Raw genomic sequence first — 19,260 nt, 5'->3', positions numbered from 1 at the left:
TGTAAGGAGAATGTTAAGATGATTGTAGAAAAAATATTGAACAACAACGTAGTTGTAGCAATAGATCCTAATACTAAAAAAGAAGTTATTATTATGGGGTCCGGAATTGCCTTTAAAAGAAAGATAGGGCAAGAAATTGAAGAGGATAAAATTGAAAAGATATTTGTAGTAGATGATAAGACCATGGGAAATAAACTAAAGAAATTAATAAATCAAATTCCAGATGGTATATTTGAAATAGCTCATGAAATAATTTCATATGCTGATAAAAAATTAAATAGAAAATTGGATAAGCAAATATACATATCTTTATCAGATCATATAGCTTTTGCTATAAAGAGATATAAAAATAATGTTCAAATTAAAAATGATTTATTAGATGAAATTAGAAGAATACACAAAGAAGAATTTTCTATAGCTTTATGGGGAGTAAACTTTATTAATAAAAGATTAAAAATAAATTTGCCGGAAGACGAAGCAGCTTTTATTGCTCTTCATTTAGTTAATGCTAGTTACCGAGAAACTTCAAAGGAATCTGTAGTTGCAACTAATATAATTAAGGGAATTTTAAATATTATAAGGTATTATTACTCTGTAGAATTTAATGAAGAAGATTTAAATTATGATAGATTATTAACTCATTTAAAATATTTTGCAAAAAGAGTAGTAACAAATAATCAAAATAAAGATAATAATAGTGAGTTTTTAGATATAGCAAAAAGAAGCTACCCAGAAGCATATGATTGTGCTGAAAAGATAAAAAAGTATATTGAAGGTAACTATAATTATATTGTTAATAAGGATGAGATGGTTTACTTAACAATGCATATTCATAGGGTTATATCTGTGTTAAGAAGTAATTAATATGGTAGATAAAAATTTTGTTGGACTGTTGCAAAGATAGATAAAGTGCGACAGTCTTTATTTAAATAAAAATGAATTGAATGAAGGAGTAAAAATGGATAGTAGTTATTTATTAAAAAAGATATTTGGAATTTTACAAAGAGTAGGAAAATCATTAACCTTACCTATTGCATTATTACCAATAGCAGGACTTTTAATGGGCTTAGGAACACTGTTTGAAAACCAATATATATTAACTACATTTCCTATTTTGACTGGAGAAAAATTTCAACTAGTAGCCAATATTATGTCATCTTCAGGAAATATCATATTTACAAATTTACCATTAATATTTGCAGTTGGAGTAGCTATTGGAATGACTTCAGGAGATGGAGTTGCTGCTTTAGCGGCTATAGTTGGGTTTTTAATTATGAATATAACTACAGGTATTATTGCTGGGGTAGAATTATCTGAGGTAGCAAACAATCCAATGTATGCTACTATTCTTGGAATACCTACATTACCAACTGGTGTTTTTGGTGGAATAATTATGGGACTTGTTTCGGCTATAGTGTATGAAAAATTTTATGACATTAAATTACCAGAATTTTTAGGCTTTTTTTCTGGAAAGAGATTTGTACCAATTGTAGCAGCTATATCTGGAGTTATAATAGGAGTTATAATGGCAATAATTTGGCCTCATATACAAAATTCTTTATTAGTTTTCTCTAGAAGTGTCTTAAGTACTAATGAGACTATTTCAGCTTTTATATTTGGAGTTATAGAAAGAGCACTAATCCCATTTGGGTTACATCATATTTGGTATGCTCCATTTTGGTATCAGTTTGGAGAGTATATAAATTCAGCGGGTCAACTAGTAGTAGGAGATCAGTCTATATTTTTCGCTCAGTTAAAAGATGGAGTAGAATTTACTGCTGGTACTTTTATGACAGGGAAATTTCCTTTTATGATGTTTGGTTTACCAGCAGCAACTTTGGCAATGTATCATGAGGCAGAGGATAAAAAGAAAAAGCTAGTATCAGGCATTTTACTTTCAGGAGCATTAACTTCTTTTCTTACAGGGATTACAGAACCTATAGAATTTTTATTTTTATTTATAGCACCAGTTTTATTTATTATTCACTGTATTTTTGCAGGCTTATCATTTATGATAATGGAAATTTTAAATGTAAAGATAGGACTAACGTTTTCTGGAGGACTAATAGATTTTATTCTATTTGGAGTGATACCAAATAGAACTAAGTGGTGGGATGTTCTTATAGTAGGTGGAATTTTTGCTATAATATATTATTTTGGATTTAGATATTTAATAAGAAAATTAAATTTAAAAACCCCGGGAAGGGAATATGAAGAAAATGACTTATTCATAGATGTTTCAGATGAAAATATAGCTTATGGAATATTACATGCCTTTGGAGGAACTAAAAATATTAAGCATTTAGATTCCTGTATAACTAGACTAAGAGTAACAGTTAATAATTTATCATTAGTAGATAAAGATAAGTTAAGGAATTTAGGTGCTATAGATTTAATGATAATAGGTAATAATATTCAAGCTATCTTAGGACCACAATCAGATATAATTAGAAGTCAAATTAAGGATATTATGGATGGTAAAGAGATTTTTATAAAACAGAAAAAAGTTATAGGTGAAATTAAAAGTGGAATTAAAACAGAAACAACTATAGATATACCTATCTCAGGTACATTAATGAGATTAGAAGAGGTACCAGATGAAATATTCTCAATGAAACTAATAGGTGATGGATTTGCAATTAGCCCCATAGAGAACGTATTGAGATCTCCAGCTAGAGGAATGATACTTACATTATCTAAGGAAAAACATTCTATAACTATTAGAACATTAGATGGATATGATATATTAATTCATATTGGTATAGATAGTTTAAAATTAAAAGGAGAAGGTTTTAAATCTTTTGTTGAGGAAGGCGATATAGTAAATCAAGGAGATATATTATTAGAATTTCCATTAGAACTTATCAAAGCAAAAGCTAAATCACCTATAACACCGATCATATTTAAGGGCTTAGGAAAAGACAAATATATATTTTTTAAAAATAATATGAGAGTTAAAAGTGGAGATAAAAATAAAGTACAAATACACCAACATGTAAAAGAATAATATAATAATAAAAGAGAAATAATTATTAAAGAAATTTAATTGGGAGGTGAGTTACTATTAAAAAAGAAGAAGTAGTTTATAATTTTTATACTAAGGGAGAAGAAATTGCTAATGCTGTAACTCATGGTGTAGGAGCAATATTATCAGTTATAGGAAGCGTCTTTTTAATTTTAGCATCAGTAAAGACAGGTAGTAAATATGCAGTTACAGGGGTAGGGGTCTATTGCGCTTCTTTAATTATTTTGTATTTAGGCTCAACACTATATCATAGTATTCCAGGGAAATTAGCAAAAAAAATATTAAGAATATTAGATCACTCGTCTATTTATCTATTAATAGCTGGAACTTATACACCTATTATTTTGATTTTAATGAATAGCGATAAGAAATCTATGTATATTCTAATTGCTTTATGGATAATTGCTGCTTTGGGGATATTTTTCAAAGCCTTTTGGATAGGAAGATTTGAAATTTTTTCAACTATATTATATATTTTAATGGGATGGACAATTGTAATTAACATAAAAGCAGTACTTCTATTAGTACCTACAAATATTCTGATGTTTGTAGTATTAGGTGGAATTGCCTATACGGTAGGATGTATATTTTTTGCAGCAGATAAAATGCCTTACAATCATTTTATTTGGCACTTATTTGTTATGGCAGGAAGCGTCTTACACTATGTAGCAATTTTCTTAGGAATATTATATATAAGTTAAAATCAATTTAAGATGGATTATCTATTTTTATTAATAATTTAGATAATCCATTTTTATTTAAATTTTTTAAATTAAGCTTTTTAGAGTCTAATAATAAAAATGTACTAACTTATCCATGAATTACTAGGAATATAAAAGTAGCCTAAGGTTAAGATAATAGTGTAAACATTAAAGCTTTAAAATGAGAGAGAGTTCCATTTAGAAGCAAGTTTACAAAACCAAAAGCCAAAGGAGGAATTACAAATGGCAAAAACATTAGTTCCAGAAGCAAGAAAGGGATTAAGTGCATTTAAAAATGAAGTTGCATCAGAGTTAGGAGTTCCATTTAGTGAATACAATGGAAACTTAACATCAAAGCAATGTGGTTCCGTTGGTGGCGAAATGGTAAAAAGAATGGTGGAACAATACGAACATTCAATAAAATAGCCACAGCAACAAGATAACCAAGGTTAAAAGTAATAGGATGGATATACCGCCAAAGAAATTCGTAATTACACCGTTCTAAAAAGGAGAAGTCTTCTTGAAATAAAAAATTAATTTTTATTTCAAGGGACTTCTTTTATATTTTTAGAAAACTATAATAAAAAATATAAAATTACAGTATTTATAGAAAAATGAAGAAATTACAAGAAAATTAAAGATATATACAAATAAATATGAATAATGAAGTTTTATAAGAATAGCAAATTAGAATGTATTAGTGTACTATACTATTAATACACTAATACTGTTTGAAAGGAGATAAGCTTATGGGACTTGAATTAAATTCAAAGGAGCCTATATATCTTCAAATAATTTCTTATATAAAAAAGAAAATAGTTTCTGGGGAATTAAAAGGGGGAGATAGAATTTTGTCTGTAAGGGAATATGCTAGTGAAATAAAAGTGAATCCAAATACAATTCAAAAGGTATATTATGAGTTAGAAAATGAAGGACTAATATATACTCAAAGAGGTATTGGAAAATTTGTAACTGAAAATGAAGATAAAATTAATTCATTAAGACAAGAATTATTTAATGAAACTATAGATAAATTTATAAAAGACTCAATATCATTAGGATTTACAAAGGAAAAAATATTAGCAATTATAAATGAGAGATATAGGGAGGATTAAAATGGGGAATTTATTAGAGGTAAATAATGTATATAAAAGTATAAAGGGAAAAGAAATTTTAAGGGGAGTCAATTTTAATATTGAAAGAGGAAAAGTACTTGGGATAATGGGCCCAAATGGGCAAGGAAAAACTACTCTCTTAAATATTATAGAAGGATTTTTGAAAATAGATAAAGGAGAAATAAAATTAGAAGGAAATAGTATTTCTCATGTAACAAAAGGGCAGATATCTTATTTGCAAGATATGAATATCTTCAATAGATCCATGAAAATTAAGGATGCTATAAAGTTGTATTCTGATTTTTTTCAAGATTTTAATAGAGAAAAGATGGATAATTATTTAGAGTTTATGAATTTAGATAGAAATTCAAAAATAAAAGATTTATCAAAAGGAATGATGGAAAAGTTTAATTTGTCCTTAACATTAAGTAGAAAAGCAAGACTTTTCTTGTTAGATGAGCCAATATCAGGGGTTGATCCTGTTTCAAGAGAGAAGATCCTAGATGCCATCTTGGAAAACTTATCAGAGGATAGTTCTATGATTATAACAACACATTATATAGGTGAACTTGAAAGAATATTTGATGAGGTATTATTTTTAGGAGACGGTAAAGTAATAGAATATGGTAATGCAGAAGAATTAAGAGAAAAGCATGGGTCATCTATAGATGAAATTTATAGAAAGATATTTGCAGAATAAATAAGAGGAGGAAATTATGAGAAATATTATTAATCTTTTAAAATATAATTTTGGTAAGTATCATACAGGTACTAGTAAAATACTATATATAATTGGTTTTTCTATTTTGCTTATTAATGTTTTCTCGACTTTTAGTAGAATACCATTAATAAGTGAAGTTATGTCATTATCAAATATAGCTTTCATATCAACATTTTTAGGATTAAACTTTATTGGAGCAATAATAAGATTTACAAGGCAGATTTCTAAGGAAAAGGGAAAGTTAATATTTACTTTTCCAATTAATTCATATGAATTTTTAATATCTAAAATTTTAGAATTTATTATAATACAGGGGAGTATAGTTGTTGTAGCATATATAATGTCATTAATTTCAGTAAGTTCTGTATCAGGTTTAATTAGAACGGTAGCTTTTTCTGTAGCATATGGAACTATTATTAGTTATATGGTGATAATATCCTTTATTATAATAGCATTATCTTATATAAAGAATATGCCACTTAGTATAATAGCTGTTATAATTGGGGGCCCTATAATTGCTGGAATAGTTGATAAATTTATTTATTCTATAACTAATCTTTTCCCTTATTTATATATTAAAATAGGTAGCTTTATAGAAATCGATATTATATATTTTCTTTTAAGCTTAGCGGGGATTGTTTTTATTGTATATTTAGCAATATATCATTTAGAAAAAAAATTAGATATAATCTAGGGGGAGGGATTTAAATGAAAAAATCTTTTAAAATAATAATGGCTTTAACATTAACTATTATGCTTACAGGCTGTGGAGTAAAATTTGGTAGTGAAAGTAGAAATAATAAATTTAATTTTTTTAATATAAATAATGAAGATGTAAGTGATAATAATGACAATGATAACTTAATACAAAATGTTGATATTTCTGAAGAAATAGATGGGATTAATAAGTTAGATATTAATATAGATGTAAGTAATGCAGATATAGAGTACTACGATGGAGATACTATTAGAATTTCAGGGAATTTAAGCAAATACTCTAGAGGAGTTAAAACTGAAAAAAAATCAAATAAGCTTATTATTATAGAGGAATCTAAAAGAAGCACAAATGTTTCTCAAGATTATGCAAGTGAATTAACAATAAGTGTTCCAAGAAGCTTTAATGGAGATTTTGAATTTTCTTTTGGAGTAGGAGAATGTGAGATTAATGAATTAGAATTAGATAATGTAACTATAAAGAATGGTGTTGGAGAGCTAACTTTAGAAGATATATCTTTTAATAACTTAGATTTAGAAAGTGGAGTTGGGACTGTAAACTTAGAAACAAAGAAAAAAACAGGAGAAATTACTATAAAGGGTGGAATTGGTGAAACGAATGTTTCATTAGGAGATATAAATGGTAATTTAAAATTTGATGGAGGTATGGGCAGTACAACTATCAAAGTGCCTGTTAATGCAGCTATAGCAATAAATTCTAATTCTGGACTTGGAGATGTTAAAATAAGAGCTAAGACATCAAATGAAGCTAAATATAATTTTGATATTACAGTGGGAATTGGTGAAGTAGAAGTCACTAATTAAAAAAAGGAACTGCTATGGAGTGTTAAAAAACTTTATAGTAGTTCTTTTTTAGTTTTAAGTGTGGTGTATAAAGTTGCGAAAAGCTTAAGGGTGGCCTAGGTAAGAAGTAAACTTGTATAATAAAGATAAATATTAAATGATATGTAGAAAACACTGTTTTTATCTGTTGTATAAGCATTTGAAAAATGATAAAATAGAACAAAAGTTCGTGAATTTGTAAAGGTGATAAGATGAAAAAGATTAAGATATTACAAGCTGGAGATTTACATTTTGATACTCCATTTAAAGATTTAGATAAAAATATATCGGAAATAAGTAAAGAAGAACTTTTGGAAGTATTTAGTAAAATAATCAACCTATCAATAGAAAATAATGTGGATATTTTATTGTTAACTGGTGATATTTTTGACAATTTAACTGTAAATAAAAAAACATTGATATTTATAAAAAATCAAATGGAAAGAATAAGTAATATAAAAGTATTTATATCCCCAGGTAACCACGACCCATATAATGAGAAATCTTTTTATAAGATGATAAATTGGCCAAAGAATGTTTATATATTCAAGGAAAGTATGGAAAGTGTATTATTAGAAGAATTAAATACTGTAGTTTGGGGAGCGGCTTTTAACGAATATCATGTAAGAAAGAGTATGATTAAAAATATTAATGCTAATAAAAATTATATTAACATAATGACTATTCACGGTGATATTTCTAATTCTGATGAAGGAAATGATTATAATCCAATTACTTTAAAAGATATAGGTGAAAGTGGAATGGATTATATTGCTATTGGACATAGGCATAATTTTAGTGGGATTTTAAGAGAAAATAATACTTATTATGGATATGCAGGTTGCCCTCAAGGAAGAGGTTTTGATGAATTAGAGGATAAGGGAATTATAATTGGAGAAGTATCTAAGGGGGCAGTAGATTTAAGTTTTTTTAGAACATCAAAAAGAAATTATTATGTTAATGAAATAAATATAAGTAATTCTGTTAGCTATGAAGAAATAAGGACAAAGATATTATCATCTATAAAAGAGGAAGATAGAAAGAATAATTTATATAAAATAATATTAAAGGGTGAAATAGAATCTTATATTAATTTAAAAGAAGATTTGATTTTAGAAAAAATAAAAGATGCCTTCTATTTTGTTAAAGTTATTGATAGATCAGAGGTTAAACTAGATTTTGATAAGATAGCGAAGGATTATTCTTTTAAGGGAGTATATGCTAAAAAGTTATTGAAAAAATTGGAAGATGAAAATTATAATAAGGATGTTTTAAAAATGGCTTTAAAATTAGGAATGCAATGTTTATCCCATGAGGAAGTGAATTTAAATGATTATAAATAAAATTAATATAATTTCCTTTGCAGGGTTAAAGGATAAAATAATAGATTTAGAGGATAATGTTAATTTAATTTATGGAGAAAACGAAAAAGGAAAGAGTACTATTCAAAACTTCATAAGAATTTGGCTTTATGGAATGAGTTCTAAAAGAACAAAGGATTTAAAAAATAATGATAGAGTAAGGTTTTCGCCGGTAGATGGAGATAAAATAAGAGGGGAATTATACATTACTTATAATAATAGAAAATATATAATAAGAAGAAGCTTTGGATCTACTAGAAAAGAAGATATTTCTGAAGTTTTAGATGCTGAAACTGGAGAAGTTATTAAAGATATACCGAAAGATGAACCAGGAAAGTATTTTCTTAATGTAAATTCAGCAACCTTTACAAAAACATTATTTATTAATCAATTAGGAGTATCTATTTCTAAAGATAAGGAAGAAGATATTATTGATAGGGCGGCAAATCTTCTTGATAGTGATAGTGAAAATATTTCTATTCAAAAATCTTTAGAAAAGTTAGAAGGTATTAAAAAGTCTATAATTACTTCTAGAAAAACAGGAGAGTTAGATTTATTAAGAAATAAACTGGATGATTTAAATAAAGAAAGATATGAGGGCTATAAGTTATCAGAGGAAAACATAGATAAGGAAAATCATTTAATAGAATTAAGGGAAAGAAATAATGAACTAAGGGTTGAACTTAGAAATTTAGATATTTATAAAAAGTACTTGAAAAAGTCAAAGCTTCAAAAGGAATATGAGGAAATTAGTGACTATCTAAGGAAGAAAGAAGAACTTAAGAAAAAGGAAAGATATATTCAAGAAAGTATATCCTCCAGAAATGGAGTTATAGATGAAGTTTTATTAAATGATATAAAAGATGAGAATGCGTTATATTTCAGTATTTTAGATATGAAATATGAAGAAGAAAAGAGTTTAAATAAAAGTAAGGAAATTTATTTAAGTAAGAGAGAAAGCTATGATAATTTACTTTTTATTGAAGACATATCTATTGAGGATAAAAATAGATTTATAAAGTCAACAATGGAAAGAGGAAACTTAGAAGAAAAAATTAACAATTATGAAGTTTTAAATAAAGAGATAGAAATTATAAAAAAAGATATTTCTAATAAAGAGAAGTTTATTGGTAGTGCAATAAATTTTAAAGAAATTAGAGAAGAGATAAGATTATTATTAGTAAAGTATGAAGATAAGCTAAAAGAATATAAGTTTAAGGCTGAAAATTATAAGAATGCTAATATAACAACTAAAAAATTAGAAAGTAAATTTAAAATTTTTAGTATTTTATCTATTTTAACTTTAATTTTTTTAGTAGGAACTATAGTATTATATACGAATAATTTGCTTTTAGTTGGAATGTTTTTAGGAATATTACTACTTTTTATATATAAAAGCATATCTTTAAAAATTCAAATTAAAGGTGGAGGGAATGGGGCTTTAAATATAAAAGCTTTAGAAGAGGACATAAAATATATAGAAAAAGAAATATTTAAGTATACAAGTGTAGTTGAAGCATCTTCTTATGAAGAATTTATTAAAAAATTAAAACTTTTTGATGATTTTAATAATTATTTAGAGAAACAAAAAATAAAGATATCAGAAAAGGAAGCACAGATTAAGTATTTAAATATAGATGTAGTCAAGGAAAATTATAAAATAAATCAAGAATATATAAAACATATATTAGAACTAGCTAATTGTGATGATATTAATGAAGTTCTATTAATGTTTTCAAAGTATGAAGAAGTTAATAAAGAAGTATTATCACTAAAAATAGATATTGAAAAAGAAGAAAAATCTATTGAAAAATTAAATAATGAATTAAGTATTAGAGAAAAAAGAATTAGAGAAAAATTAGAGAATATAGGCCTTGAAAATGTAGATCTGTATGATTTAGAAGAAAAATTATTTGAAATTAAAGAAAAAATTAAACAGAAGGATGAAATATTAAAAACTTTAGAAAATATAGAATCAGCTTATAATGCCTTAACTAAGGATAAGGATATAGAGGCTATAAAGGAAGATTTAAAGGATATAATTAATGAAAATATAAATTATACTTATTCATCCGAAGAAGAAATAGATAATCAAGTTTCTCTAAAATCTAATGAATTAATTGAAATAGAAAAAGAAATTAAAGATGTGGAAAATCATTTAAATAATAGGTTTATAGGTAAAAGAACAATACCTGAAATAGAAGAAGAAATTAATGAAGTTAAAGAGAAACTTAATAAGTTAGAGATTTTACTTAAGGCAACAGAAATAGCAATAGAGAATTTAAATGAATCAATAAGGGAAGTTAGAGGTAATTTTGGAAACATATTAAACTCAAATGTAATTAATTATTTCAAAACCCTTACAGATGAAGAATATGATGATGTTATGGTATCTGATTCTTATGATATGAAGGTGAGAAAGGGGAAAGAAATACTACCTGGGGCTATTTTAAGTAATGGAGCAAATGATCAATTATATTTATCCTTAAGATTAGCTTTTATAAATATGATTTATAGGGGGATGGACTTCCCTGTAATACTAGACGATGCCTTTGTTCAGTACGACGACATTAGAGCAGAAAGAGCTTTAGAAGTATTATTAAGTGGTAATTTTAAGCAACTTCTTATATTTACTTGTCAAAGTAGGGAAAAGAATATATTAGATAATAAAAATATAGAATTTAATTATATATTTTTATAATAATGTTAATAATACTATTGACAAGGTAGATACTAAAATATAGAATTATACCTATGAATAATGCAAATCATTTGCATAAAAGAGGTGGAATAATGAAAAAAAAATTAATAAGCCTAGTACTTATATTAGGTATATTATTTTCTCTTTCAGGATGTAAAAGTAAGGACTTGGAAGATAATAAAGGTGAAAGATTAAGGGTAGGAGTTACTATTAATCCTTTAAAAGATTTTGCAGAAGCAATTGGTGGGGATAAGGTGGATGTATTTTCAATAATACCAGATGGAAGCGATGCCCATGACTTTGATCCAAAACCAAAGGATTTAAAGGACTTAATTAATACGAACATATTTATATATAACGGACTTGGAATGGAAGAGTGGATAGATTCTGTTTTAGGAACTATTGAAGGAAAAAATGTAAAAATAGTTGAAGCAAGTAGTGGCATAGATGCAATTAGCATATCAGAGGAAGTTGTCAATGAACAAGGTGATGAAGAAGAACATGATGATCATGATCATGGACATAGTGGAAAAGATCCTCATATTTGGCTAAGTCTAAGTAATGCTATAAAAGAAGCCGAAAACATAAAGAATACTTTTTGTGAAGTTGATCCAGATAACAAAGACTTTTATGAAGAAAACTTTGAAAATTTGAAGAGCGATTTTAATTCATTATATGAAGAATATATTTCTAAATTTAACGAATTAAGTAACAAAGATTTTGTTACTGGACATGCAGCTTTTGGATATCTATGTAAAGATTTTGGGTTAACTCAAAAGAGTATAGCAGATGTTTTTGGTGAAGGAGAATTAACTCCTAAGGATTTAGAAACTTTAATAAATTATTGTAAAGAAAATGGAGTTAAGACAATATTTAGTGAATCTACTGCAAGTTCAAAAGAAGCAGAAACTCTAGCTAAGGAAGTTGGAGCAAAAGTAGTTAAAGTATATAGTCTTGAAACTAAAGAAGATAATATGAGTTATTTAGAAGGAATGAAATACAATCTAGAAACTATATATAATTCTTTAAAATAAAAAATGTGCTATACAATAAAATTATGCTAAACAATCAGTAATTAAATATAATTAATGTTTAATAGGATACATATTATATTGCAAAGACTTGAAGAAAATATAAGGGTGTTAGCAAGATATTGTGTATCCTATAATTTTTATTTCCATAAAAATTATAAAATTACATAGTGAACTTTTTATGGTAGAATATTTCATAAGGTGGTGTATATATGAGTAGGGCATTGAACTTTTATGAAAATGAAATTACAAATTATAAAGATAAATTAAAAATTCTAAACAATATTATTAATATTATTTCAACTATAAGATTAGTAATAATTATTTTAATAATTTCATCGGCATATTATTTTTATAAAAAAGAAAATATATTATTTTTAATTGGGTCAGTAATAATTGGATTCTTATTATTTATAGTAGTAGCAGTTTTTCATAATAAAAAGATAAAAGAAAGAAATGAATCAAAATTATATATTTCTATTAATGGTAAAGGTATAAATAGAATTAATGGAAGATTTAAAGAAGAAGAGGATAAAGGGGAGGAATTTTTAAATGATAAACATCCTTTTACTAGCGATTTGGATGTTTTTGGTAGAAATTCCTTATTCCAAATGATAAATTCAACTAAGACTAAATTTGGAAGAGAAAAGCTAAGGGATATTTTATCCTTAAAAGAAATACCAAGTAAAGAAAAAATAATAAATAGACAAGAAGCTATTAAGGAGTTAGGAAATAAGGTTAAATGGAGGCAAGAATTAGAGGTAAAATCAACTTTTAAGAAAAGTGGATTAAGGGATATTAGTGACTTATTAGAATGGGCAGAATCACAAAAAGAAATTAAACCAATATTTAAAATAGTTCCATATATATTTATATTTATTACTATGGTTTCTATAATTTTAGTAGCAGTAAGAATTTTGCCTATAACATATTTAATATTAGTTTTTATGATCAATTATTTAGTGGTTAAAACTCTTACAAAAGATTTATCACAAGTTATATCATTGTTTAATAATCATAAAAAGGATATTGAAGCTTATACAAACTTATTAGATTTAATAGATAAAGAAGATTTTAAGGCAGAATTATTAAAGGGCTTAAAACTGAAACTAAGAAGCAATAATTCTAGTGCCATAAAGGAAATGAAGGCATTAAAGTCATTAGTTGATTGGCTGGGAGATAGTAGCGGGAATGCTTATTATTTAATTTTAAATGTAACCTTATTATCGGATATTTTCATATTAAGGAACTTAGAGGAATGGAGAAACTTAAATGGAAATAAATTGAAAGAATGGCTTGAAATTATGGGAGAGTTTGAGGCTTTATCAAGTATTTCAAACTTATCTTTTGACTTTGAAGATTGGTGTTATCCTAAAATCTATGATGAAGATGGATTAGAGGGGATAGAGGTAGCTCATCCAATGCTTGGGGATAAGGCAGTTTCTAATAATTTTAATTTAAACTCAAAGAATGGGATTAGTAGAAAAGTTGCTTTAATTACTGGATCCAATATGTCTGGTAAAAGTACTTTTTTAAGAACTATAGGAGTGAATTTATTATTAAGTTATATAGGAGCTCCTGTTTGTGCTAAAGAGTTTAGTTGTAGTATTTTTAGTATATATACATGTATGAGAACTAAGGATAACTTAGAAGAAAGTATATCTTCTTTTTATGCAGAAATATTAAGGATAAAGATATTAATTGAAGCAGCTAAAAATGGAGAAAAAGTATTTTTCTTATTAGATGAAATTTTTAAGGGAACTAATTCAAGAGATAGGCACGAAGGAGCTAAGGTCCTAATAAATCAACTAGTGGATAATGGTGCTATGGGACTTGTATCAACCCATGATTTAGAACTTTGCGAGTTAGAAGAAACTAGGAAATGGCTTAAAAATTATAATTTTCAAGAGTATTATGAAGATGATAAGATTAAATTTGACTATACTCTTAGAGAAGGAAAAAGTAAAACTCAAAATGCAGTACATTTAATGAAGCTTGCAGGAATTAATTTTGAAAATAAATAATTAATATAGTTTTTAGTGTGTTATATAAGGTCGTGATGGCTTATAGGAAATATAGGTCATAAGCAAACTTATATGGCACACTTTTTTATTTGTTTTTCAATTTAATATATATAATTTTGGGCTTTAAGCAAGGATATAGTACATATGTATATTTACTAGTAATTTATACAAATAGTAGTGAAAAATATTGAAAAAAATGGCATAATATACTTATGAGTATAAAGTTTTGAGAGGTATGAAATGGCATTTATAATAATTGATTTAGAATTTAATAATTTAGAAGGTATACATAGGTATTTTCCTAATATATTAGAAGAATATCCAGGACTTGAAAAGCTTGATTTAGATAATGAAATAATTGAAATAGGGGCAATAAAGCTAGATAATTATATGAAGCCACTAGAGGAATTTAAGACTTATATTAAGCCATCAGCAATACCTATTTTAAATCCTAAAATATCAGAAATAACAAATATAACAGAAGAAGATTTAAAGGAAGGTTTAACTTTTCAAGAGGGTATAGAAAATCTATCTAAGCTTATAAATGAAGGAGATATAATATGTTCTTGGGCTAAGGATGATATTATTGAAATAATAAATAATGCAATGTATTATGGCTATAATAATTTGAATTGGCTTAAAAACTATTTAGATCTTCAAGAATACTCTACTAAAATACTAGCAAAGAAAAAATCTCTGAGTTTAAAGAATGCGTTAGAAGAATTAAAAATTAAAGTTGATAATAATAAGCTTCATGATGCACTAAATGATGCTATATATACATCTGAAGTATTTAAAAGAATATATAATTCCAGAGTTCTAAAAAATTATATAATTAAAGATATTTATAATATGCCAGCTGTAGATTTAAAAAATTTAAGTGAATATTTATTGGATAAACAAAAAATAAATAGCAAATGTCCTAAGTGTCAGGTAAATATAGATATAGAGTATGATTTTGTTCCAATAAAATGGAGATTTGTATCTCTTGGAAAATGTCCAAGGTGTAATAATAAAGTAATGAATGAGGTTATAGTAAAGAAAACCTTCAGTGGTGAAGAAGTTTATAATGAAATTTCAACCATAATTGATGAAATAGAATATATTAATTTTAGTTATAAAATTAAAAAAATGGATAATAAATTAATTAAGTATTAAAATTTATATATTCTAAAACAATTACATTGTAAATATGATAAAATGTATATGTAAGTTGTGATAAATATTACACATGTAATTTAGACATATATAGCTTAATATCAATTTTAAGTATGGGAGAAGATACATTATGAATATTGCATTTTTTTTAACACCTAAAAATGAGGTGATTTATGAGTATTTAGATGCAACAATGAGACAAGTTATAGAGAGAATGGAGCATCATGGATACACAGCAATTCCTTTAATAGATAAAGAAGGCAAGTATGTAGGAACTTTAACTGAAGGAGATTTGCTTTGGAAACTTAAAAATACTCCTGATTTAAACTTTAGAAATACTGAAAATGTTAAAATTATAGATATACCGAGAAAAAGAAAGCACAAAAGTGTTTCAATAAATGCTGATGTTGAGAGTCTTATATATTTAGCAACAAGTCAAAATTTTGTTCCAGTAGTAGATGATGAAGGAATTTTTATTGGAATAATTAAGAGAAGTGATATAATAAATTATTGCTATGATGAAATGAAGAAGAAAAAGATAGTTTAGAATATTAAAGAAAAGGAGGATTATTATGATAGTAGTTATTTCTCCTGCAAAAACTTTAGATTTTGAAAAAAAAGAAAGTAACTTACCAATGAGTGAACCAAGATTTTTAAAAAAGTCGCAGGAAATAATAGATGAAATTGTTAATTATGATAGTTATTCTTTAGAAAAGTTGATGAAAATAAGTACAAAGTTAGCCACTTTAAATAAAGATAGATTCCAAAAGTGGACACCTGATTTAGATACTGCAAAGCAATGTATTCTTGCTTTTAAAGGTGATGTATATAGGGGCATGGATGTAGGAAGCTTATCAGATTCAGAACTTTTCTATGCAAATGATCATTTAAGAATATTATCAGGTTTATATGGGGTATTAAGACCTTTTGATGGAATTAATGAATATAGGCTTGAAATGGGAACTAAACTTAAAGTTAATGAGTTAAAGGACCTTTATGAGTTTTGGGATAATACTTTAGAAGAAAGCTTAATAGAAGAATTAAGCACTCATAATAATAAGACCATAATAAATTTAGCATCAAATGAGTACTTTAAGGCTATAGAAGGATTAAGTAAAAGTGATAAGGTAAATGTAGTAACGCCTATATTTAAGGAGTTAAGAGGAGAAGAATATAAGATTATATCTTTCAATGCTAAAAAGGCAAGAGGGATTATGACTAGATATATAATACAAAATGAAATAGAAAATATCGAAGATATTAAAAAGCTAAATGTAGACGGATATTTATTTAATGAAGATATGTCTACTGAAAAAGAATTAGTATTTACGAGAGAGTAACGTATATTATAAATTTAAATAATTAAGAGGCTGCTATAAGCAACCTCTTAATTATTTTTTATCACTTAACACTAAACATAATGTTGCTATAGGTCCAAGTAGTAATGATAGTAAAAACCAATTCAGACCAGATCTATTTTTTCCTTGGGCAATTCCTGCATTAATCAATGCCAATGTTCCAAAGCCAACATAAAATTCATTATTCATAATAGTTTTTATCCCCCAATATTGATATAATAGCATAAACCAATATAGCTATTATTTATAAAAATGCTTTTAGTAGTTTTTACCCCAATTATACATTCTTAATTATTAATTGTTTCAATTCGCTAATTAGCTTTGTTCATAAGTTTCAACTATAAGGTTAAATTCTTCTTCATCTGTAATTTCGCCAAAATCATCGGATGAAATTCCAGGATAATAATATAAAATAAGCTTATCATTATTATCTAATAAGTTTTCAAGAGCTATATATAAATTGTCTTCTATACAGTTCTCAATTGTAGCAAGGACTTTATATCTATTAGATTTTCCAGTATTGTTATTAGTTAAATCTAAAATAAAGTTTTTGTGGAAGCGTACATTTAATTTAGATTTATCACAAGATTTTATATAGGAGTTTGTTCTACATCCACTACAACTTTTGAAATTACACTCCTTTATACAATTAAGGCAGGAGCATTTTGCACAATTTTCAAATTGACTAAAGCCCTCTAGGTTATCATTTTTATATTGTTCTAGTTTTATAATACTATCATCTTTTTTAAAAAAACTAAATTTTTTATTTTTACTAGAGTATTCTACCTCATCTAGCATATCAATATATTTTTTTAATATAGGAAGTTTTGAATAATACTTTCTTCTTTTTAATATACTAGCGTCAAGAAAGGGAGTAACTTCACTTATTGCATAAGTAATTTCAGTATAAGTTTTTCCAATAACATCCCTTTCCTTATTTATAAACTCAATGGTACTAGACATTTAATCACCTAATTCATATTTTTATATTTTTCAAGTTCTAAATCTAAATCAACAGTATCTAAAGCTTCAAATTCACTTTCAAAAGTGTCAACATTTCTAAGTTCATTTAATCCATTAGCTAGAGCTTCATGTTTTTGTATTTTTCTTTCTATACTATCTATTTCAATAGAATTAGATTTGGTTTGAACATTTGCCAATACTTCATTTACTTTTTGGCTGGCCTGAGCATTGCTATATCTAGCAGCAGCTTCATCTCTGTAGTTTCTAGTTCTATCTATTTCAGCCTCTAAAGCAGCAAGATTTTTCTTGATAGTATCGGCTTGAGTTCTAGCATTTTCATAACTAGTCTTTAAACTTTCTAATTTCTTTTCAGATTCTATTTTTCTAGCTAAAGCTTTTTTAGCCAAGTCTTCATTGCTTTTAGATAATGCTAACTTGATTTTATCTTCATAATCTTTTACTTCTAATTGGCAAGCATCCATTTTATTTTTTATTTCATGTGCATTACCAATTATTTGAGCTGAATTTAATTTTGCTGAGTTTAGTTGTTTTTCCATATCCCTAATTTTTTGATCTAATAATTCTATTGGATTTTCCATTTCATCTAATGTTGAATTTACCTTTGATTTTAACATATTTGACATTCTTGTAAAAATACCCATAAGTATTCCTCCTAATTAATATTTTCTTTTCTTTAAATAAATTTTTATTATAGAAATTATAATTACGAATATTATTCCCATTATAAGTATAGAACCAAAAGAAATAGAGCTTCCCCCAGTGCCATAAGCAAAATGTCTAAGGGCTGATAGTCCATATAACATATCTCCTAATGAGAATCCACTATCATAATCATCGTAATTAGTTGTTTGATTGTCGTAATCTTTATCTTGGGTTGTATTGTCCTTATTTGAGGTGCTATAGGACCCGGAAGAAAAACCTTTCGAAGTTCCTGACTTCCCTTTATCTACAGTACTACTAAAGGAACCACTTTTGAAGTTTCCAGAGCTTGAGTTAGAGCTGCTTTGAGTTTTAGAGCTACTAGAGGAACTAGAGCTACTACTTTTAAAGGAGCCACTTTTAAAACCACTAGTAGATTTAGAAACATTTGACTTACCACCACTTGATTTAAAGCTACTAGAAGAACTTTTAAAACTACTAGAACTCTTAAAACCGCCACTTTTAAAGCTACTAGAACTTTTAGCTTTTGCAGATACTGTTACTTCTCCATGAGTAATATTATCAAAGATAGGAATAGTATCTATAAGAAAACTAGAAGTTAAAAAAATAAAAGTTAAAAATACAGTAAATATTATTTTTTTATAATTATTTCTTTTAATAAAATTCACCTCCAAGAAAAGATTATAGATTTATTTTATATAAAATAGTTAAATTATTCAAAGTCAATTTAAGAATAAAATTTAGTAAATAGCCAAATAAATAGTTAGATAAGTAATATTTGCTAACTATATCGTACTATAACTACTATTTACTAGATTTATATACTGTTTAATATGGTATATAAAAACTTATAATTTGTGAATT

The 19,260-nt window shown here is 26.2% G+C and carries 19 protein-coding genes; 15 read left to right on the top strand and 4 right to left on the bottom strand.

Features of this window, described 5'->3' with window-relative positions; translation table 11 throughout:
• Positions 1-18: 18 nt before the first annotated feature.
• The 15 genes from licT to yaaA all read left to right on the top strand — a co-directional run bounded on the left by licT (position 19) and on the right by yaaA (position 16,734).
• Positions 19-864: a BglG family transcription antiterminator LicT gene (gene licT / locus BN6774_RS16175; RefSeq protein WP_066895634.1), complete on the top strand. Its 846-nt coding sequence runs from the start codon at positions 19-21 to the stop codon at positions 862-864.
• A 94-nt stretch (positions 865-958) separates the two neighbouring features.
• Positions 959-3,007 (top strand): glucose-specific PTS transporter subunit IIBC, encoded by a 2,049-nt coding sequence (gene ptsG, locus BN6774_RS16170; RefSeq protein WP_066895632.1) that lies wholly within the window; start codon positions 959-961, stop codon positions 3,005-3,007.
• A gap of 56 nt (positions 3,008-3,063) precedes the next feature.
• Positions 3,064-3,726: a PAQR family membrane homeostasis protein TrhA gene (gene trhA / locus BN6774_RS16165; protein WP_066895630.1), complete on the top strand. Its 663-nt coding sequence runs from the start codon at positions 3,064-3,066 to the stop codon at positions 3,724-3,726.
• 243 nt (positions 3,727-3,969) lie between these two features.
• On the top strand, positions 3,970-4,152 hold the full coding sequence (locus tag BN6774_RS16160; protein ID WP_066895628.1) for an alpha/beta-type small acid-soluble spore protein: 183 nt from the start codon (positions 3,970-3,972) through the stop codon (positions 4,150-4,152).
• Between the two features lie 323 nt (positions 4,153-4,475).
• Positions 4,476-4,841 (top strand): GntR family transcriptional regulator, encoded by a 366-nt coding sequence (locus BN6774_RS16155; RefSeq protein ID WP_066895626.1) that lies wholly within the window; start codon positions 4,476-4,478, stop codon positions 4,839-4,841.
• Position 4,842: 1 nt separating this feature from the next.
• On the top strand, positions 4,843-5,541 hold the full coding sequence (locus BN6774_RS16150; RefSeq protein ID WP_066895624.1) for an ABC transporter ATP-binding protein: 699 nt from the start codon (positions 4,843-4,845) through the stop codon (positions 5,539-5,541).
• Positions 5,542-5,557: 16 nt separating this feature from the next.
• The gene (locus BN6774_RS16145) at positions 5,558-6,256 is read left to right on the top strand and encodes a hypothetical protein (protein WP_066895621.1); all 699 of its coding nucleotides are present in this window, start codon (positions 5,558-5,560) and stop codon (positions 6,254-6,256) included.
• Between the two features lie 14 nt (positions 6,257-6,270).
• The gene (locus tag BN6774_RS16140) at positions 6,271-7,101 is read left to right on the top strand and encodes a DUF4097 family beta strand repeat-containing protein (RefSeq protein WP_066895619.1); all 831 of its coding nucleotides are present in this window, start codon (positions 6,271-6,273) and stop codon (positions 7,099-7,101) included.
• A 230-nt stretch (positions 7,102-7,331) separates the two neighbouring features.
• Entirely contained in the window at positions 7,332-8,462 is a 1,131-nt protein-coding gene (locus BN6774_RS16135) for a metallophosphoesterase family protein (protein ID WP_066895617.1), read from the top strand.
• A complete protein-coding gene (locus BN6774_RS16130; protein WP_066895615.1) occupies positions 8,449-11,181 on the top strand; it encodes an AAA family ATPase in 2,733 nt (910 codons plus the stop codon). The genes BN6774_RS16135 and BN6774_RS16130 overlap by 14 nt, the downstream gene beginning before the upstream one ends.
• Before the next feature lie 92 nt (positions 11,182-11,273).
• Positions 11,274-12,215 (top strand): metal ABC transporter solute-binding protein, Zn/Mn family, encoded by a 942-nt coding sequence (locus BN6774_RS16125; RefSeq protein WP_066895613.1) that lies wholly within the window; start codon positions 11,274-11,276, stop codon positions 12,213-12,215.
• A gap of 209 nt (positions 12,216-12,424) precedes the next feature.
• Entirely contained in the window at positions 12,425-14,236 is a 1,812-nt protein-coding gene (locus BN6774_RS16120; RefSeq protein ID WP_066895611.1) for a MutS-related protein, read from the top strand.
• Between the two features lie 240 nt (positions 14,237-14,476).
• The gene (locus tag BN6774_RS16115) at positions 14,477-15,394 is read left to right on the top strand and encodes a 3'-5' exonuclease (protein WP_066895609.1); all 918 of its coding nucleotides are present in this window, start codon (positions 14,477-14,479) and stop codon (positions 15,392-15,394) included.
• Between the two features lie 130 nt (positions 15,395-15,524).
• Positions 15,525-15,941, top strand: coding sequence for a CBS domain-containing protein (locus tag BN6774_RS16110; protein ID WP_066895607.1), 417 nt, complete (start codon positions 15,525-15,527; stop codon positions 15,939-15,941).
• 25 nt (positions 15,942-15,966) lie between these two features.
• Positions 15,967-16,734 carry a peroxide stress protein YaaA gene (gene yaaA, locus BN6774_RS16105; RefSeq protein ID WP_066895605.1) on the top strand — a complete coding sequence of 256 codons (768 nt, stop codon included), beginning with the start codon at positions 15,967-15,969 and terminating at the stop codon, positions 16,732-16,734.
• A gap of 51 nt (positions 16,735-16,785) precedes the next feature.
• Here the strand turns inward: yaaA and BN6774_RS18550 are convergent, their stop codons facing one another.
• The 4 genes from BN6774_RS18550 to BN6774_RS16090 all read right to left on the bottom strand — a co-directional run bounded on the left by BN6774_RS18550 (position 16,786) and on the right by BN6774_RS16090 (position 19,064).
• Positions 16,786-16,977: a hypothetical protein gene (locus tag BN6774_RS18550; RefSeq protein WP_159426844.1), complete on the bottom strand. Its 192-nt coding sequence runs from the start codon at positions 16,975-16,977 to the stop codon at positions 16,786-16,788.
• Between the two features lie 90 nt (positions 16,978-17,067).
• Positions 17,068-17,715, bottom strand: coding sequence for a DUF1292 domain-containing protein (locus BN6774_RS16100; RefSeq protein ID WP_066895603.1), 648 nt, complete (start codon positions 17,713-17,715; stop codon positions 17,068-17,070).
• An 8-nt stretch (positions 17,716-17,723) separates the two neighbouring features.
• On the bottom strand, positions 17,724-18,377 hold the full coding sequence (locus BN6774_RS16095; protein WP_066895601.1) for a PspA/IM30 family protein: 654 nt from the start codon (positions 18,375-18,377) through the stop codon (positions 17,724-17,726).
• A gap of 15 nt (positions 18,378-18,392) precedes the next feature.
• Positions 18,393-19,064, bottom strand: a complete 672-nt coding sequence (locus tag BN6774_RS16090) for a hypothetical protein (protein WP_084767070.1) — start codon at positions 19,062-19,064, stop codon at positions 18,393-18,395.
• Positions 19,065-19,260 lie beyond the last annotated feature (196 nt).

Source organism: Clostridium nigeriense, from assembly GCF_900086595.1.
Lineage (GTDB): Bacteria > Bacillota > Clostridia > Clostridiales > Clostridiaceae > Clostridium > Clostridium nigeriense.
This window is presented reverse-complemented; position numbering and strand designations above follow the sequence as displayed.

Excerpts from the sequence above, each read along its gene's own strand:
- licT (WP_066895634.1), top strand. The coding sequence starts at position 19 with ATGATTGTAGAAAAAATATTGAACAACAACGTAGTTGTAGCAATAGAT.
- ptsG (WP_066895632.1), top strand. The coding sequence starts at position 959 with ATGGATAGTAGTTATTTATTAAAAAAGATATTTGGAATTTTACAAAGA.
- BN6774_RS16160 (WP_066895628.1), top strand. The coding sequence starts at position 3,970 with ATGGCAAAAACATTAGTTCCAGAAGCAAGAAAGGGATTAAGTGCATTT.
- BN6774_RS16155 (WP_066895626.1), top strand. The coding sequence starts at position 4,476 with ATGGGACTTGAATTAAATTCAAAGGAGCCTATATATCTTCAAATAATT.
- BN6774_RS16150 (WP_066895624.1), top strand. The coding sequence starts at position 4,843 with ATGGGGAATTTATTAGAGGTAAATAATGTATATAAAAGTATAAAGGGA.
- BN6774_RS16145 (WP_066895621.1), top strand. The coding sequence starts at position 5,558 with ATGAGAAATATTATTAATCTTTTAAAATATAATTTTGGTAAGTATCAT.
- BN6774_RS16140 (WP_066895619.1), top strand. The coding sequence starts at position 6,271 with ATGAAAAAATCTTTTAAAATAATAATGGCTTTAACATTAACTATTATG.
- BN6774_RS16135 (WP_066895617.1), top strand. The coding sequence starts at position 7,332 with ATGAAAAAGATTAAGATATTACAAGCTGGAGATTTACATTTTGATACT.
- BN6774_RS16130 (WP_066895615.1), top strand. The coding sequence starts at position 8,449 with ATGATTATAAATAAAATTAATATAATTTCCTTTGCAGGGTTAAAGGAT.
- BN6774_RS16125 (WP_066895613.1), top strand. The coding sequence starts at position 11,274 with ATGAAAAAAAAATTAATAAGCCTAGTACTTATATTAGGTATATTATTT.
- BN6774_RS16120 (WP_066895611.1), top strand. The coding sequence starts at position 12,425 with ATGAGTAGGGCATTGAACTTTTATGAAAATGAAATTACAAATTATAAA.
- BN6774_RS16115 (WP_066895609.1), top strand. The coding sequence starts at position 14,477 with ATGGCATTTATAATAATTGATTTAGAATTTAATAATTTAGAAGGTATA.
- BN6774_RS16110 (WP_066895607.1), top strand. The coding sequence starts at position 15,525 with ATGAATATTGCATTTTTTTTAACACCTAAAAATGAGGTGATTTATGAG.
- yaaA (WP_066895605.1), top strand. The coding sequence starts at position 15,967 with ATGATAGTAGTTATTTCTCCTGCAAAAACTTTAGATTTTGAAAAAAAA.
- BN6774_RS18550 (WP_159426844.1), bottom strand. The coding sequence starts at position 16,977 with ATGCTATTATATCAATATTGGGGGATAAAAACTATTATGAATAATGAA.
- BN6774_RS16100 (WP_066895603.1), bottom strand. The coding sequence starts at position 17,715 with ATGTCTAGTACCATTGAGTTTATAAATAAGGAAAGGGATGTTATTGGA.
- BN6774_RS16095 (WP_066895601.1), bottom strand. The coding sequence starts at position 18,377 with ATGGGTATTTTTACAAGAATGTCAAATATGTTAAAATCAAAGGTAAAT.